The 15,962-nt window shown below is 65.1% G+C and carries 19 protein-coding genes, 1 other RNA gene and 1 riboswitch; of the genes, 11 read left to right on the top strand and 9 right to left on the bottom strand.

The genetic code is table 11. The features are described 5' to 3' along the window. Positions 1 to 184 precede the first annotated feature (184 nt). The 11 genes from JOE31_RS09500 to JOE31_RS21720 all read left to right on the top strand — a co-directional run bounded on the left by JOE31_RS09500 (position 185) and on the right by JOE31_RS21720 (position 8,931). Positions 185 to 733 carry a DoxX family protein gene (locus tag JOE31_RS09500; RefSeq protein ID WP_209743612.1) on the top strand — a complete coding sequence of 183 codons (549 nt, stop codon included), beginning with the start codon at positions 185 to 187 and terminating at the stop codon, positions 731 to 733. A 6-nt stretch (positions 734 to 739) separates the two neighbouring features. Then, positions 740 to 2,122, top strand: coding sequence for a 3-phosphoshikimate 1-carboxyvinyltransferase (gene aroA, locus JOE31_RS09495; protein ID WP_209743610.1), 1,383 nt, complete (start codon positions 740 to 742; stop codon positions 2,120 to 2,122). After that, the gene (locus tag JOE31_RS09490; RefSeq protein ID WP_043482600.1) at positions 2,112 to 3,227 is read left to right on the top strand and encodes a ribosome small subunit-dependent GTPase A; all 1,116 of its coding nucleotides are present in this window, start codon (positions 2,112 to 2,114) and stop codon (positions 3,225 to 3,227) included. The genes aroA and JOE31_RS09490 overlap by 11 nt, the downstream gene beginning before the upstream one ends. A 40-nt stretch (positions 3,228 to 3,267) precedes the next feature. Beyond that, positions 3,268 to 4,080 carry a histidinol-phosphatase gene (gene hisN / locus JOE31_RS09485; RefSeq protein ID WP_209743608.1) on the top strand — a complete coding sequence of 271 codons (813 nt, stop codon included), beginning with the start codon at positions 3,268 to 3,270 and terminating at the stop codon, positions 4,078 to 4,080. A gap of 229 nt (positions 4,081 to 4,309) precedes the next feature. Continuing rightward, positions 4,310 to 4,423: riboswitch (SAM riboswitch) on the top strand. Between the two features lie 35 nt (positions 4,424 to 4,458). Next, positions 4,459 to 5,880, top strand: coding sequence for an aminotransferase class V-fold PLP-dependent enzyme (locus tag JOE31_RS09480; protein WP_209743606.1), 1,422 nt, complete (start codon positions 4,459 to 4,461; stop codon positions 5,878 to 5,880). Between the two features lie 63 nt (positions 5,881 to 5,943). Further along, positions 5,944 to 6,717 (top strand): class I SAM-dependent methyltransferase, encoded by a 774-nt coding sequence (locus JOE31_RS09475; protein ID WP_209743604.1) that lies wholly within the window; start codon positions 5,944 to 5,946, stop codon positions 6,715 to 6,717. Positions 6,718 to 6,748: 31 nt separating this feature from the next. Further along, positions 6,749 to 7,462, top strand: coding sequence for a metal-dependent transcriptional regulator (locus tag JOE31_RS09470; protein WP_209743602.1), 714 nt, complete (start codon positions 6,749 to 6,751; stop codon positions 7,460 to 7,462). Positions 7,463 to 7,477: 15 nt separating this feature from the next. Further along, a complete protein-coding gene (locus JOE31_RS09465) occupies positions 7,478 to 7,897 on the top strand; it encodes a CrcB family protein (RefSeq protein ID WP_209743600.1) in 420 nt (139 codons plus the stop codon). Continuing rightward, positions 7,894 to 8,262 carry a CrcB family protein gene (locus JOE31_RS09460; protein ID WP_209743598.1) on the top strand — a complete coding sequence of 123 codons (369 nt, stop codon included), beginning with the start codon at positions 7,894 to 7,896 and terminating at the stop codon, positions 8,260 to 8,262. Before JOE31_RS09465 ends, JOE31_RS09460 begins: the two co-directional genes overlap by 4 nt. A gap of 83 nt (positions 8,263 to 8,345) precedes the next feature. Beyond that, positions 8,346 to 8,717, top strand: a complete 372-nt coding sequence (locus JOE31_RS09455) for a hypothetical protein (protein ID WP_209743596.1) — start codon at positions 8,346 to 8,348, stop codon at positions 8,715 to 8,717. Positions 8,718 to 8,796: 79 nt separating this feature from the next. Then, entirely contained in the window at positions 8,797 to 8,931 is a 135-nt protein-coding gene (locus JOE31_RS21720) for a hypothetical protein (RefSeq protein ID WP_280872711.1), read from the top strand. Positions 8,932 to 9,046: 115 nt separating this feature from the next. Here JOE31_RS21720 and ssrA read toward each other — a convergent pair. The 9 genes from ssrA to JOE31_RS09410 form a co-directional block, all read right to left on the bottom strand. Continuing rightward, positions 9,047 to 9,415, bottom strand: a transfer-messenger RNA (tmRNA) gene (gene ssrA, locus JOE31_RS09450). Positions 9,416 to 9,550: 135 nt separating this feature from the next. Then, the gene (smpB, locus tag JOE31_RS09445; protein WP_011692503.1) at positions 9,551 to 10,021 is read right to left on the bottom strand and encodes an SsrA-binding protein SmpB; all 471 of its coding nucleotides are present in this window, start codon (positions 10,019 to 10,021) and stop codon (positions 9,551 to 9,553) included. A gap of 125 nt (positions 10,022 to 10,146) precedes the next feature. Further along, positions 10,147 to 11,535: a peptidoglycan DD-metalloendopeptidase family protein gene (locus tag JOE31_RS09440; protein WP_209743594.1), complete on the bottom strand. Its 1,389-nt coding sequence runs from the start codon at positions 11,533 to 11,535 to the stop codon at positions 10,147 to 10,149. A 27-nt stretch (positions 11,536 to 11,562) separates the two neighbouring features. Then, the gene (ftsX, locus tag JOE31_RS09435; protein WP_209743591.1) at positions 11,563 to 12,477 is read right to left on the bottom strand and encodes a permease-like cell division protein FtsX; all 915 of its coding nucleotides are present in this window, start codon (positions 12,475 to 12,477) and stop codon (positions 11,563 to 11,565) included. Further along, complete coding sequence (gene ftsE, locus JOE31_RS09430) at positions 12,474 to 13,271, bottom strand: cell division ATP-binding protein FtsE (RefSeq protein ID WP_209743589.1); 798 nt, start codon at positions 13,269 to 13,271, stop codon at positions 12,474 to 12,476. Before ftsE ends, ftsX begins: the two co-directional genes overlap by 4 nt. 187 nt (positions 13,272 to 13,458) lie before the next feature. Then, on the bottom strand, positions 13,459 to 14,574 hold the full coding sequence (prfB, locus tag JOE31_RS09425; protein WP_011692507.1) for a peptide chain release factor 2: 1,116 nt from the start codon (positions 14,572 to 14,574) through the stop codon (positions 13,459 to 13,461). 43 nt (positions 14,575 to 14,617) lie between these two features. Then, a complete protein-coding gene (locus JOE31_RS09420; RefSeq protein WP_209748297.1) occupies positions 14,618 to 15,031 on the bottom strand; it encodes a pilus assembly protein TadG-related protein in 414 nt (137 codons plus the stop codon). Between the two features lie 35 nt (positions 15,032 to 15,066). Beyond that, entirely contained in the window at positions 15,067 to 15,555 is a 489-nt protein-coding gene (locus JOE31_RS09415; RefSeq protein WP_209743587.1) for a hypothetical protein, read from the bottom strand. Further along, positions 15,536 to 15,847: a TadE family protein gene (locus tag JOE31_RS09410; protein ID WP_245199535.1), complete on the bottom strand. Its 312-nt coding sequence runs from the start codon at positions 15,845 to 15,847 to the stop codon at positions 15,536 to 15,538. The genes JOE31_RS09415 and JOE31_RS09410 overlap by 20 nt, the downstream gene beginning before the upstream one ends. Positions 15,848 to 15,962: the final 115 nt, after the last annotated feature.

The following is a 15,962-nucleotide window of genomic DNA, read 5'->3' as shown; positions in this document are numbered from 1 at the left end:
CGGGGCAGCAGGCCAAGGCGTGCGGCATTCGCCAGCGCCGGAGGCCGTGAACAAGTACCTTCCCTCACCCACCGGGACCTGCTTTTCACAACCACGGCCGGCGGGCAAATATTCCGCAAAAGTGCAAGACTAGAACCGGTTCCCCCGCAGAAGTTCCGCGGCTCGTCCACCCAGGAGGAAATTCATGTCGTTTGTCCGTATTCTCGCCCGCCCCATGCTGGCCTCCAGTTTCGTTCTCGCCGGCCTGGACAAGCTCAAGAACGCGGATGACACTGCGACGCAGCTGTCCCCCCTGCTGCGCCGGGCAGCGGAATCCCTTCCCTTCACCACGAACGAAAAGGTCCTGGCCCGCGTCATCGGCGGCACCCAGGTGGGCGCCGGAGTGCTCTTCGCCCTGGGCAAGTCGGCACGGCTCGCTGCCTCCGTCCTGGCGGTCATTTCAGCGCTGAACGCCTTTGTCGAGTGGCGCAGCGCGGACATCACCACCAAGGAAGGCCGGGACGCGCGGCGCACGCAGCTGCTGAAGAATGTCACCCTCACCGGCGGGGTGCTGCTTGCATCCGTCGACACCGCGGGCAAGCCGAGCCTTGCCTGGCGGGCTGAGCACCTGGCTGCCGATGCCCGCAAGGGTGCCAGCCACCTGGCCGCTGACGCACGGAAGACCACCACCAAGAAGCTCAAGAAGGCCGACAAGGCTGTCCGCAAGGCCGTGGACCACGCAGTGAAAGCATAGGCACGAATGACAGGCACCGCCCCCACCGCGTCGACTACCTCAGGACCCGTTGCCGACGTGCCGCACTGGCCGGCACCTTTCGCCGGCGCGCCGGTCGACGCCACGGTCACCGTCCCGGGATCCAAGTCCCTCACCAACAGGTATCTGGTTCTTGCGGCCCTGGCCGACGGCCCGTCCCGTCTGCGAGCACCCCTTCATTCGCGCGACTCGGCCCTCATGATCCAGGCCCTCCGGCAACTGGGAGCAGGCATCAGGGAAGTTCCCGGCGACGGCTCGTTCGGGCCCGACCTTGAGGTCAGCCCCCTCAGCTCCGACGCCGCGGCGGCCGACGCCGCCATCGACTGCGGACTCGCCGGAACAGTCATGCGCTTTGTTCCGCCGCTAGCTGCGCTCCGCAACGGGGCGACAGTCTTCGACGGCGACCCGCACGCCCGCAAGCGTCCTATGGGCACCATCATCGAGGCACTGGCCGCCCTCGGCGTTGACGTCCGCGCTGCGGACGGGGCACGTCCGTCGGCACTTCCCTTCGCAGTGGCGGGCACTGGCCAGGTTCGGGGCGGCCACCTTGTGATCGATGCAAGCGCCTCCTCGCAGTTCGTGTCGGCGCTGCTCCTGGTGGGCGCGCGTTTCACCGAGGGCCTGCACCTTGAGCACGTGGGCAAGCCGGTCCCCAGCCTGGACCACATCAACATGACCGTCGCCGTCCTGAGGGAAGTTGGGGTGTCCGTCGACGATTCCGTCCCGAATCACTGGGTCGTCGCGCCGGGTCCCATCCGGGCCTTCGATCGCCGCATCGAGCAGGACCTGTCGAATGCCGGGCCGTTCCTCGCCGCCGCGCTGGCGACCCGGGGCACGGTCCGTATTCCCAACTGGCCCTCCCCCACCACGCAGGTGGGCAACCTTTGGCGCAGCATCCTGACTTCAATGGGCGCCACGGTCACGCTGGACGACGGCACACTCACCGTTACCGGCGGGCCCGAAATCACGGGTGCGGACTTTGCCGACACCAGCGAACTTGCACCGACAGTAGCCGCACTGTGCGCCTTGGCCACGGGTCCGTCGCGGCTCACCGGCATCGCGCACCTCCGCGGCCACGAGACGGACCGGCTCGCGGCACTCGTCACGGAGATCAACCGCCTCGGCGGGGACGCCGAGGAAACCTCCGACGGCCTGGTGATCCGGCCCGCCAAGCTCCACGGCGGCGTCGTGCACAGCTACGCGGACCATCGCATGGCCACCGCAGGGGCCATCCTGGGCCTTGCCGTTCCCGGCGTGGAGGTGGAAGACATCGGCACCACGTCCAAGACGATGCCGGACTTTCCGCAACTGTGGGAAGCCATGCTCACACAACAGCCGGGCCGGCAGACGGAACAGGCCCGTGGGGCGTAGCACCGGTTCCTGGGACGAGTCCGATATCCGGATCCGTCCCAACAAGAAAGGCTCCCGTCCCCGGACCAAGGACCGCCCCAGCCACGACGACGCCGTGACCGGCAGGATCATTACGGTGGACCGCGGGCGCTATACGGCAGTGGTGGGCGAGGACAGCGGGAACGAGCGCACGGTGATTGCCGCGCGCGCCCGTGAACTGCGCCGTTCGCCTGTGGTGGCCGGGGACTTCGTCTCCCTGGTGGGAGATGTTTCGGGGGCCCCGGACACCCTTGCGCGGCTCGTGAAGATCCAGGACCGCCGCACGCTGCTGCGGCGCAGCGCCGATGACACGGACCCCATCGAGCGGGCAGTGGTCGCGAATGCGGACCAGCTTGTGGTGGTGGTTGCCGCCGCCAATCCGGAACCGCGCACCGGCTTCATTGACCGGGCCCTGGTGGCGGCGTACGATGCCGGGATTGAGCCGTTGCTGCTGGTCACCAAAGCGGACGTCAAGGATCCCACGGAGCTCCTGTCCAACTACCGGCACTTGGATTTTCCGGTGATCATCAGCCGAACTGCGGACGCCGCGGCCTCCGGAATCGATGCACGCTCGGATGACGGGCTCTCGGCCCGCCTGGACAGTGACGCCGTCTCGCAGCTGCGGGCCCACCTCGACGGCAAGGTCACCGTGATGCTCGGCCATTCCGGTGTAGGGAAGTCCACCATGGTCAATGCCCTGACGGGTGCTGAGCGGGCCACGGGAGGCGTCAACGCCGTCACCGGGAGGGGACGGCACACGTCGTCGTCCGCGCTTGCCCTGCGGATCAGTGACGCGCCCGCCGGTAGCTGGATCATTGACACGCCCGGCATCCGGTCTTTCGGCCTTGCCCACGTGGATCCGGACCGCATCCTGCGTTCGTTCCCCGATCTCGAACCCGGCACGGATGCCTGTGAACGCGGCTGCAAGCACGATGCCTCCGCCGTCAACTGCGGCGTGGACGCCTGGGTGGCCGAAGGACACGCCGGCCCGTCCGGCGCGGCACGCCTGGCGTCCCTTCGGCGGCTGCTCGGCACCGACCCCCGGATGGAAGCGCAGGACGCCAAGGAACTCGGCATCGTTTCGTGACATCCCGGCCCGCCGGCTGCAGAGACGGTAGTTTGGAACCATGACCCAACCCGCTTCGAGCTACAACGATGACCTGCGCCTCGCCCATGTCCTGGCCGACTCTGTTGACTCCCAGACCATGAGCCGCTTCAAGGCGCTGGATCTTCAGATTGAAACCAAACCGGATCTTACGCCGGTAACGGATGCTGACAAGGCAGCTGAAGAGTCCATCCGCGGCCAGCTCTCCCGTTCCCGTCCGCGAGATGCCGTCCTCGGCGAAGAGTTCGGCAGTTCCGGACATGGTTCCCGCCGCTGGATCATCGATCCGATCGACGGCACCAAGAACTTCGTCCGCGGCGTGCCGGTGTGGGCCACCCTGATCGCCCTCGTGGATGAAGGTGAGCCGGTGGTCGGGCTGGTCAGCGCGCCGGCGCTGGGCAAGCGCTGGTGGGCGGCGAAAGGCGCAGGCGCCTACATGGGACGATCGCTTGCTGCCGCCACCCGCCTCAAGGTTTCGAACGTGTCCAAACTTTCCGACGCTTCCCTCTCCTATTCAAGCCTGGGCGGCTGGAAGGAACGGGGCAACCTGGACGAGTTCCTGGGACTCACTGAGGAAGTCTGGCGGACCCGCGCCTACGGTGACTTCTGGTCCTACTGCATGGTGGCCGAGGGGTCGGTGGACATCGCCTGCGAGCCGGAACTGAACCTCTACGACATGGCGGCGCTCGTGCCGATTGTCACCGAAGCCGGCGGACGCTTCACCTCGCTGGAAGGAGTGGACGGCCCCTTCGGCGGAAACGCCCTGGCCACCAATTCAATCCTTCATTCCGAGGTCCTCAAGCGGCTGAACCCGGAACTCGACGACCTCCTCTGACGCGCGACCCGGCCCGGTGCCCGGCCCGCCGCCAAGCGGTTCCGGACCGGGCGCATCACCCGCGGGCACATCAACCGGTTGCCGAATAAACGACGGCGGATTCCCTCCTTAGGGGGTGTCCGCCGTCGTTTTATTCGGCGCTATCCCCCTTCTTCCGACGCGCGTAACAAAGAGCTTAATAATTGCCGCGACTTTCCCGCTCCGCGGTGAATGTCCTAATCTCGAAACAGGTCACGAGTGCCAGCGCTAAACCCCGGTTTGCTGGCCGGCAACCCTCCATTCGCGGTGGGGTGCCCCGGGTGACGACCAGGCCGGTCCGGAACGGACCCGGCAAGCGCGGATCCCCGGAGTGCGGGGTCCCTTTACAGTGAGGTCCCCATGACTACTGCCACTTTCCCCGCAAACGCCGCAACCACGTCCGCTGCAGGCCGTCTGGACCCGCGGTTCACCGTCGCCCAGCGCCCCCTCTCAGCCGTTACCGGCGCAGAGATCCAGGCTCCGCTGATCCAGGGCGGGCACGTCCGTTACGCGAACCTGGACTACGGCGCATCGGCCCCGGCGCTGTCCGTTGTCTCGGCCTACCTCAACGAGATCCTGCCGTACTACGCCAGCGTGCACCGCGGCGCGGGCTATGCCTCGCAGATCAGCACGTCGGTGTACGAAAATGCCCGGGACATCGTCCGCGGGTTTGTGGGCGGCAGGGCAGACGATTCCGTCATCTTCACCCGGAACACCACGGACTCACTGAACCTGCTGGCCGGGTGCCTGCCGGTGTCCGACGGCCGCCACACCGGCGAAGTGCTGTACCTCGACATCGAACACCATGCCAACCTGCTCCCGTGGCAGGGTGTGCCGCACCGGAGTGTTGTTGCCGCTCCGACGCTCAGGGCCACCCTGGAGAACCTGCGGTCCGAGCTGCGGCGGGGTGACATCAGCCTGCTGGCCGTCACGGGCGCCTCCAACGTCACCGGCGAAATTCTTCCCGTCCGCGAGCTGGCCGCACTGGCTCACGAACACGGCGCAAGGATCGTTGTGGACGCGGCGCAGCTGGCCCCGCACCGCCGCATCGACATCGCCGCGGACGACGTCGACTACCTCGCCTTCTCAGGCCACAAGCTGTACGCGCCGTTTGGCAGCGGCGTCCTCGTGGGCCGGCCGGACTGGCTCGACGCCGGGACGCCCCACCTCGCAGGCGGCGGAGCCGTGCGTGAGGCCCGGCTGGACTCCGTCAGCTGGACTACAGGGCCGGCACGGCATGAAGGCGGCTCACCGAACGTCCTTGGGGCCGCCACCCTGGCCCGGGCCACCCAGGTCATCGGCGCCCTGGACCAGGACCTGTGGCACGCCCATGAGACGGCCATCCGGTCCTTCCTCGTCGAGGGACTGCGGAAGATCGACGGCGTCACTGTCCACCAGATCTTCAGCGACACCGACCAGGCCACGGACACCATCGGTGTGGTCAACTTCTCCGTCGCCGGCTACGACGCCGGCCTTGTGGCCGCCTATCTCTCCGCGGAGCACGGCGTAGGCCTGCGCGACGGCCGCTTTTGCGCCCACCCGCTGCTGAAGCGGCTGGGACTGCCGTCAGGCTCGCTGCGGGCAAGCTTCGGCGTCGGCTCCCGGCTGGAGGACGCCCAGCGCCTGCTCGCCGGGGTCGAGGAACTCCGCCGGACCGGCCTCGGCTGGGACTACGTGGTGGACTCGGGCCGCTGGGTGCCGGCCAACGACACGCGCAGTTATCCGGACTGGGCACCCAACACCCCCGGCACTGCCGGCGCGGCACCCTGCACCGAAGACTGAGGGTGCGGCGTGTGCGGTAAATTCGAGGGGTAAGAATTCCAGCCTGCCCGAAGGAGACTGCACGTGGCACGGGGAGGCCCCAAACTGCACCACCAGCGCCGGTACGAGCTCGGCCGGAGTTTCCAGGACGGCGGCGAACACTATGACCGGGTCCGTCCCGGCTATCCCGCCGATTCCGTGGACTGGCTGCTCCGAAGCGTCGGCGGGATAGGCGGCGCGTCCGGCGCCGCTGACATCGGCGCCGGGACGGGAAAGTACACCGCTTTGCTGGTGCAGCGCGGCCTGAATGTCACCGCAGTGGATCCCTCACCGGATATGCTCGCCCAACTCCGGCTGGCCCTTCCGGGGGTTCCTGCGACGGAGGGCACAGCGGAGTCCACCGGACTCCCGGACGCCGCGTTCGACGTCGTGACCGTTGCCCAGGCATGGCACTGGTGCGATCCCCGTTTGGCCAGCACCGAACTGTCCCGCATTCTCCGTCCGGGGGGCGTGCTGGGGCTGATCTGGAACCAGCTGGATACGTCGGTCCCGTGGGTCCACCGGCTCTCCCGGATCATGCATGCAGGCGATGTGCACAAACCGGACTTCCGCCCCGCGATCGGCCCGGAGTTTGCCGGTCTTGAGAGCCACCTGACGCGCTGGGAAGATCCCGTGACCACTGAGGACATCGTTGAACTGGCAAAGTCCCGCAGCTACTACCTCGCCGCCGGAGAAAGCATCCGGGCCAAAGTCCGCGCCAACTTGGACTGGTACCTCCACGAGCACCTGGCACACTCCGCCGGAGACGTTATCGGACTCCCCTACCTGACCCAGACCTGGCGGGCGTTCAAGGCATGAGTCCCGTAGCCAAAGCGGTAGGCTTGGACTCGTGAAGACCGGCGCACCCTCCTCCTCGATCGAGGACTACGTCAAGGTCATCTACTCCTTTACGGAGTGGCAGGACAAACCCATCACATCCTCGCAGCTGGCACTGCGGCTCGGCGTCGCCAACTCCTCGGTCTCGGAAATGGTCCGCAAACTCAAGGACCAGGGCCTCGTTGACCACAAGCCCTACAGCGCCATTACGCTCACGTCCGACGGAGTCCGGCTCGCGCTCTCCATGGTGCGGCGCCACCGCCTCATTGAGACCTACCTCGTGCAGGAACTCGGGTACAGCTGGGACGAAGTCCACGATGAAGCCGAGCTTCTGGAGCACGCGGTGTCTGACACATTCATCGAACGGATGGCCGGAAAGCTCGGCAACCCCCTGCGGGACCCGCACGGTGATCCCATCCCGGCGGCCGACGGTACGGTCCACATGCCGAACGCGCACCGGATGAGCGAACTCGACGAGGGCCATAAAGGCCGCATCACCCGGATCAGCGACGACAATCCCGAACTCCTGCGCTACCTTTCCGCGCAGGAAATCGACCTGGACGCCGACATCGAAGTACTGGGCCGGAAACCGTTTGGCGGCGCCCTCGTGGTCAGGATCGGTTCCGCGGGCGCAGACCGCGAATTCGACCTCGCCGACGAAGTGTCGTCAGCGCTGTGGGTCTACAGCGAATCCCGGCACGCCGGATGCCGGCTGGCGGATGGCTGAAGGGGCGCCGCCTGAATGAGTGCCGCCAGTAACCCGGACTGGCGGGCGTGGGCGGCGGTGGCTGCCGGGGCGCTGGCGGGCACAGAGCTCCGCTACGGCCTGGGCTTGCTCTTTCCGGACGCTGCCGGCGCGATTCCCTGGACCACGTTGGTCATCAATGTGTGCGGAAGCTTTGTCCTCGCCTCCCTCACCACCCTGTGGATCGCACGCCCCAGGACCGCATTCTGGCTCAGGGCCGGGATTGGTCCGGGGCTGCTGGGATCCTTCACCACCTTCTCGGCCGTGGTCTTCTCCGTTGACCAGCAGGCACGGTCCGGACAGCACGTGACCTGGCTGATCTATCTGGCACTTTCCCTGGTGCTGGGGCTTGCTGCGGCCGCTGCAGGCTGGAAAGCCGGCAAGGCCTTGAGCGACCGGACGGGTGGAGCCTCATGACGGCGCTTTTGGTGGGCATCTTCGGGGTTGCGGGGGGACTGCTCAGGTTTGCCATCGACACCTGGTTCGCGCACCGTGCCGGGACCCGCCGGCACTGGCCCTGGGCAACCCTGGTGGTCAACGTCGTCGGTTCGCTGGTCATCGGCCTGTCCGTGGGCGTTACCGGCCGGCTGGGGCTCGGCGAGGAATGGCATGCGGCGATCGCCACCGGACTGGCCGGCGGGCTGACCACGTTCAGTTCCTGGACCACGGCCACCATCCGGCTTGTCAGTGAGGTGCGGTACCTCGCTGCGGCCCTGAACGTTGCCGTCAATCTCGTGGCCGGGCTCTCCGCAGCAGCCGTGGGGATCGCCCTCGCCGGCTGACAGCGCGTGGCTGACCGTCGGTGGAGGCCGGACGCCCGCCGTCGTGAATCTGAGGCGGCCCGGCGTCCCGTATCGTTAAACGAATGGTTACGCGACGTGAAGCAGCTCAGATCCTCGATATTCCCCTGGAAATGGCGCACCGTCACGGTATTCCCGCCCGGCTGTCTGAGGCCGAACTGTCCGAGCTCCTGGACAATCCTCCGGCCTGGCTCATCCAGTCAAGGGCCAACCGGACCGGCAAGAGGCCAGTCTGGGTCCAGCTGACCTGTGCTGTGTGCGGTTTCTCGGAGGCCGCGCGGCCGAAGAAGTGGTGGCCACCGTTCACGTACGTCTGCTGCGTCCATCACGCACCGGGCGACCTTCCGCCGGTACTTCCGGGGCTGGTGCGCAGCGAGTACGAGGGAATCGGCAGCCGGTTCGTCGGCATAGTTGACGTTGAAGTGCCTGTTTCGTAGGCCAGTTACATTCGTGGCAAAACAGGCGTACCTTACAAGCACGGGGCTTATTCAAGGCCCCGAGGTAAGGGAGGGCGACATGCCTGACAAATCGCCGCACCGGCAGGTCACCAAGAAATCGGACAAGACCATCAAGCAAAAGAGGGCCGAAAAGAAGTCCAAGCATGATCTGGACACCCACGTGGACCCCGTGGCGCACATCAAGAAGCGCTGACCCCGAGGCCACGGACGGCCGCTGGAGAATGCAGGAACGGTGCAGAAAACAAAAGGCCGGAAGCTTTCGCTTCCGGCCTTTTGCACGGGGTGGAACTGCGTTGCCGCCGTCCCGATGGTGGAGATGGGGGGAATTGAACCCCCGTCCGATGTCGTGTTGTCAGGGCTTCTCCGGGCGCAGTTTGCGTCGGATTTTCTCGGCCCCAGCTATCCTGCAAACAAGTAGCTGATCCGGGCCCAGTCATCTAAGAGTCCCGTTCACCCCAATGACGAAGGTAAACAGCAGTGGCTATCTTAATGACGCCAGGATCCGGGACGATAGCAATCCCGGGCTGACGGACTGTCTTACTGCTTAGGCAGCGAGAGCGAAGTCAGTGCGCGTTTGTTTGGCACTTATTGTTTTGCAGACAGCGTTTACGAGATAATTCTGCATCCTCGGCCCGCTTCACCTGTCGCGACTAACATCGTCGAAACCGATCATCCCCGTATTTTGTTACCAAACCGGTGAGGCTCGTTGCCGAATCTTTGCGGATTCCGCGCCGTTCCTTCCCGGACTACCAATCATAACGCACTGCGGCCCGGATTCATTCCCGGCATCCGGCAGGCAGCCCGCGGCAGGTTCAGCCGCGGTTCCTTTCGCGCATGACGCGCAACGCTTCGCGCTTGTCCTGCTGTTCGCGGAGGGTCTGCCGCTTGTCGTATTCCTTCTTACCGCGGGCGACGCCGATCTCCACTTTCGCCTTGCCGTCCAGGAAATACAGCTGGAGCGGAACGATGGTGAAGCCGGATTCGCGGATCTTGTGAGAGATCTTGGTCAGTTCCTCACGGTGCAGGAGCAGCTTGCGCCGCCGGCGGGCGGAGTGGTTCGTCCAGCTCCCCTGGTTGTACTCGGGGATATGGATTCCCTCCATCCACAGTTCGTCGTTGTAGAACGTACAGAACCCGTCAACCATGGATGCGTGGCCCTCGCGAAGGGACTTCACTTCCGTCCCCATCAGGGCGATACCGGCCTCGTAGGTGTCGAGGACATGGTAGTCATGCCGGGCCTTCCGGTTGGTGGCCACTACCTTACGGCCACTTTCTTTCGGCACGGTGGAACTCCTCAGCTCTCGGTCTGGATGGTTGCCCCCGGCCGTGGCGGCTGGGGGCTATTCAATTCTACGGCAGGCCCGGGCCCGCCGTCGGTACCGGTCAGCGCCCGGACCAGGCCGGGCCGTCAGAGCAGGATCATGGGGTCGACGGCCTGCCCGTTGAGCCAGGTCTCGAAGTGCGAGTGGCAGCCGGTGGAGTTACCGGTTGTTCCCGAGTACGCAATGAGCTGTCCCTGGCTGACCTGCTGGCCCAGAGAGACCACGACGCTGCTGTTGTGGTAGTAGATGGTGGTCAACGAGTTGCCCTGGACCACGCCATGCGAAATCTTGACGTTATTGCCGCCGCCGTCATTGCTCCATCCGGCTGAAACGATAGTTCCGGCCGCCGGGGCGTAGACGGGGGTCCCGCAACTGGCACCGAAGTCGATACCCGTGTGCATGTATCCGCCGGAGCCGTAGAAGTCGACGGTACCGGGCGGGGTCGCGCGCCACCCGAACCCTGAAGTGATCGGGACGTCGGCCGAAAACGGGTGCCGCAGCCCGAAGGCCGACGGCGGCCCGACCTGGGGGACGTAGGGCTGGGCAGCCTGACCGGCGGCCCTTGCCGCGGCGGCGGCCGCTTCAGCGATGCGGCGCTGTTCAGCTTCCCACGCTTCGCGCAGTTTACGGTCACGTTCGACGATCTCCGCGGCAACGGCGTCCTGGGCGGCCTGGACCTTGGAGAGCTGGTTCTGGATGCCCGGCTTGGCAGCCTGGAGCTCGTTGTTGATCCGGGTGGTGTCAGCGATCAGCTTGTCCACCTGTTCCTTCTTGGCGGCGGCTTCGTCCCGGGCCGCCTTCTCCTTGGCCAGCGCGGCATCTGCCTTGGCTTTGAGGTCCTTGATCTCCGCCTCAACCGCCTGAAGGCGCGCCTGCGAATTGACGTTGGTTGCATTCTGCTGGGAGAGCTTGTCCATTGCGGAGTTCTGGCTTCGCATGGCCTGGTCTGCGAGGTCCATGGTGTCCGTCAGGCTGCCGCCGCTTTTGGATCCAAAGAAGAGCGTGAGGTTCGAGGGGACGCCGCCGGACTTGTAGGCCTGTGTGGCAATCTGGCCGATGAGCTTCTTGGTGTCAGCGATCTTCTGTTTATCGGATTCAAGCTGCTGCGTGATCTTGGCCTTGTTCTGCTGCGCCAGATCCACACGCGCCGCGAGCGCTTCGACTTCCTTGACAGCACTCGCAACCCGGCCCTGCGCCTCGAGCAATGCCTGCTGCGCGGCAGGAAGCTGTCCCTGGTAGATCACCAGGTCCCCGGCGGCCTTGGCGATCTTGGCGTCCACAAACTCAAGGGACTGCTGCACGCGGGCCGCCTCGGCTTCAAGTGCAGCCTGTTTGTCTTCCAGCTCGTCCGCGAAGGCCACAGGGGTGGAGGCGCCCAGGCTCGCGGCAAGGATCAGTGCCAGGGCGGCGCTGACAATGCGGCTGCCCTTCCCCGCGGTCCGGAGCCGGCGGGCCTTGCGGTCCAGTTCTGTCATGGTCATTCCTTCGTTGGTATGCACAGCCTAGACCCGCAAATATCTACGTAAGGTCAAGAGAGACGAAATTCCAGCCAAAGTTGCGCCCAGCCCGATCAGCGCCGGCGCGAGGATGAGAGTCTGCGCCGGAGAGATGAATGCCGTGTCGGGATACTGCTTTGACATGTACTCGCCAAGGAAGAAATGGGCCACGGCCCAGAGCGTGCCAGAGGCCAGCGCCGCTCCGATCACGGCGGCAATGACGCCCTCAAGAATGAACGGCAACTGAATGACCGTCTTGGAGGCGCCGACCAGGCGCATGATTCCGGTCTCCCGGCGCCGGCTGAACGCGGACAGGCGGATGGTGGTGGCGATGAGCAAGATGGCGCAGACAATCATGACGCCGGCAATGATGACGGCGACCAGGGACGCCGCGTTCATCACCGAGAAGAGCCGTTCCAGAACCTGGCGCTGGTCAATCACTGTCTCGACGCCGGGCTGCGAGGAGAACGTCTCACTGATGATCTGGTACTTTTCCGGATCCTTCATGTTGATCCGGAAGGAGGCGGGCAGCTGGTCCGGCGTCACCGAGTCGACGATCGGAGAGTTGGAGAACTGCTCCTTGAAGTGCTTGTAGGCATCGTCTTTGGACTCGAACTGGAAGTCATTGATGTATTGGGCCACGGCGGGCGATTCAAGCAGCGTGCGCAGGTTTTCCTGCTGCTCCGGTGTGGCCGTCCCCGTAGCGCAGCCGGCCGCCGTCGAGCCGTCACCGCAGAGGAAGATGGCCACCTGGACTTTGTCGTACCAGTAGCCCTTCATCTGGTTGATCTGGAGCTGCAGCATCCCCGCTGCACCGACGAATGTCAGCGACACGAAGGTCACCAGGATGACCGACACCACCATGGACAGGTTTCGCCTCAGGCCGCTGCCGATCTCGCTGAGGATGAAAGCCAGCCTCACAGTGCCTCCCCCGTCTGGGAGGAGACTGATCCGTCGCCGGGGTCCGCAGCGGAGCCGTCCGGGCGTCCGCTGGCGTCCTTGAAACGCCGCGACTGCCCGACCACCGGAATCATCGAGGTGTACAGGGCACGGGCTTCGTCACGGATGACAACACCGTTCCGCAGTTCCACCACCCGTTTGCGCATTTCATTGACGATGTCGTCGTCGTGAGTGGCCATGACAACCGTGGTGCCGTTCTGGTTGATCTTGTCCAGGACGCCCATGATGCCCATCGACGTGGTGGGGTCAAGGTTTCCGGTGGGCTCATCCGCCAGGAGGATACCCGGGCGGTTCACCACGGCGCGGGCGATCGCCACACGCTGCTGCTCACCGCCGGAGAGTTCATGCGGCATGCGGTGTTCCTTGCCTTCAAGGCCTACCGTCTTGAGGACTTCCGGGACCGTATCCCGGATGATGCTGCGGCTCTTTCCGATGACCTGCATGGCGAAGGCAACGTTCGCGAAGACATTCTTTTGCGGCAGCAGCCGGAAGTCCTGGAACACGACGCCGATGCCCCGGCGCAGCCGCGGGACCCGCCAGCTGGAAATGTTCGCAACGTTCTGGCCGGCAACGTAGACGGCGCCGGATGTGGCCCGGTCTTCCTTGAGTACCAGGCGAAGGAAAGTTGATTTACCGGAACCGGAGGCGCCCACGAGGAACGCAAACTCACCACGGTCGATTTCAAGGTTGACAGAGTCCAGCGCAGGCCGGGCTTTCTGGTCATAGACCTTGGTGACATTCTCGAAACGGATCATTGCCCTAAGAACCCTGCAGGACATGGCTGATGGAGCCCCGTACTGCAGCCGGCGCACGGGCTTTCTTTTGGGGGAAGTAGAGCTCCGGCTCCTCGACTATACGCACGGACACCTGCAGAAAAGCTGGAGTCCCGGGGCGTGTCGCAGGATTTCGGCAGCGAATGGACGTCCTCGCCGGGCGGCAGTCTTAGTTGGCTGCGTTCCGGTTGTCAGTGCGCCAGCGGATCCCGGCGTCAATGAAGTCGTCGATTTCACCGTCAAACACGGCCGAGGTGTTACCGACTTCGTGCTCGGTCCGGAGGTCCTTGACCATCTGGTACGGGTTCAGCACGTAGGAACGCATCTGGTCGCCCCACGATGCCTTGACGTCACCGGCGAAGGCCTTCTTTTCCGCGTCTTCCTGCTCCTTCTTGAGAAGGAGGAGCCGGGACTGGAGGACGCGCAGGGCAGCGGCCCGGTTCTGGAGCTGGGATTTTTCGTTCTGCATCGACACCACTGTCCCGGTGGGAATGTGGGTCAGGCGCACCGCGGAGTCAGTGGTGTTAACGGATTGGCCGCCGGGGCCGGAGGACCGGAAGACATCCACGCGGATTTCGTTGTCCGGGATGTCGATGGAGTCCGTCTGCTCGATCAGCGGAATGACTTCCACGGCCGCGAACGACGTCTGGCGGCGCCCCTGGTTGTCGAAGGGGCTGATCCGGACCAGGCGGTGGGTACCGGCTTCCACGCTTAGCGTGCCGTAGGCGTAGGGAGCGTTGACCTCGAAGGTGGCGGACTTGAGTCCGGCTTCCTCTGCGTAGGAGGTGTCCATGATGGTGGTCGGGTAGCCGTGGCGTTCCGCCCAGCGCAGGTACATCCGGAGCAGCATCTCGGCGAAGTCCGCGGCATCCACGCCGCCGGCCCCGGCACGGATGGTCACCACTGCTTCACGTTCGTCAAACTCACCGGACAGAAGCGTCACCACTTCGAGGTCCTTCAGCGACTTACGGATGGACTCCAGTTCCGCTGCGGCCTCGCCCATGGAATCGGCGTCGTCCTCGTCCTGTCCGAGTTCCACCAGGACTTCGAGGTCGTCAATCCGGGAAACCAGCGTGTTGAGGCGTTCGAGTTCACTCTGCCGGTGGGAGAGCCGGGAGGTGATCTTCTGTGCGGCGGCCGGGTCGTCCCAGAGGTTGGGCTCTCCTGCCCGCTCGCTCAGTTCGGCGATGTCTTCCTTCAGCTCCTCAACATTCGAGACGTTTTCGATGGAGGAGTAGGTGGCGCGCAAAGCGCGGATTTCTGCGGAAAAATCTATTTGAGCCATGGTTGTTAAAGCCTACGCTATCCTTCCTAGCCGACCCGCACCGCTACCGGACGAGCCTGGAACGCGCAGTGGATGTCGCGTCGATCCTGATTCCGTCCGGGATAAGGAAGTTCACGATCGGAGGATGCACCTCGGCACTCAGGACAACGACGGCGGTGGAACCGTCCGGGCTTCCGGTATCGGGCGCGACGGCAAGTCCGTCGAACCTGCCGTAGGCGCCGTTCCGGCTCAAGTAGTCCGCGGCAACACTGCGCACCCGCCCGCCGCTAAGCACCGCGGACGGGCTGCCGCCGTCCGTCTCGACCTGGCCCAATGTGTAGCTGTCCGCCGCGGCTACGGACGCCCCGTCTGCCGCAGACAACAGCTTCTTGTGTTCCAGGTACAGGGAGGACGCCGCCATCACTGCGGTGGTGACCAGAAGCGCCAGGAGAACGTAGCCGATGATCAGGACCATCATCTGCCCGTCCTCTTCGGCGTGACGATGGTTCCGCGTCACCGGAACCGCCCCACGACCTGGGTGGCCGAGGCGTCCAACCGGCTTGCGTTGAGCTGCAACGAATCGCTGAACGGCACAAAGGGCAGAGGAACTGTCAGGTGGACGGTAACTGTGACGGCCGACCCCGGGGCAAGGCAGTCCGAGGCCTGGCAGCTTGCCTCCATGCGCGCATTTTCCGCCGGATGCCCGTAGTCCGCGAGCGCGAGCATGACTGCCTGTTCCGCTGCCGCGCGGCCGCTGCCTGCATCGGGCTGTGCCACGTAAACCTTTGCGGCCTGGTCGGCTGCACCGACGACGGCGAAGGCACCTCCCTGGATCTGCCCCACCGTTATGATGAAGTACACGAGCGGGACCATCAGCAGAAGGGCGAGGAACGTGAATTCGACGACGGCACTCCCCCGCTCCCCGGGATTCGCATCCGTGCTCACTGCCGCACGGAATCGGCGAGTCAGGAAGGCGGAAGCCTTACGGCTGGATGGCAGCATGGCCTTTCACCTCCAGTGCCTCCCGGGGACCGATCAGACCTATCACGGGCAAAGGGGCCCTGACTGTCACTTCGAGCGCCCGGATGCCCTGGTACGTAACTTCGGAGGTGCTCACGTCCCGGGCGAAGTCTGCGTTGAGCGCCATTCCGATTAGCTCGCCCGTGCGGTCCCTGGCATCTGCCGCATTCCGGTCGGCGAGTGTGCCGTACCTCGCGCCCGACGCAGCAGCGTCGATCAGGGTGTTGCGTACGTGCAGCACGAGCGCAAGCTGGATCACCGCCAGGAAAAACATCGTGAGGAGCCCGCCGACCAGGACGAAATCCACAACGGCGGAGCCGCGTTCCCTCACGGATTTGTCATCGCGCCCGATCGGCTTTTCCGCCGACCGGCAAGGCGCAGCCTCCCCT

Source organism: Arthrobacter sp. PvP023, from assembly GCF_017832975.1.
Taxonomy (GTDB): Bacteria; Actinomycetota; Actinomycetes; order Actinomycetales; family Micrococcaceae; genus Arthrobacter.
Note: the sequence above shows the minus strand (reverse complement) of the source record. Positions and strands in the feature narration are given on the sequence as shown.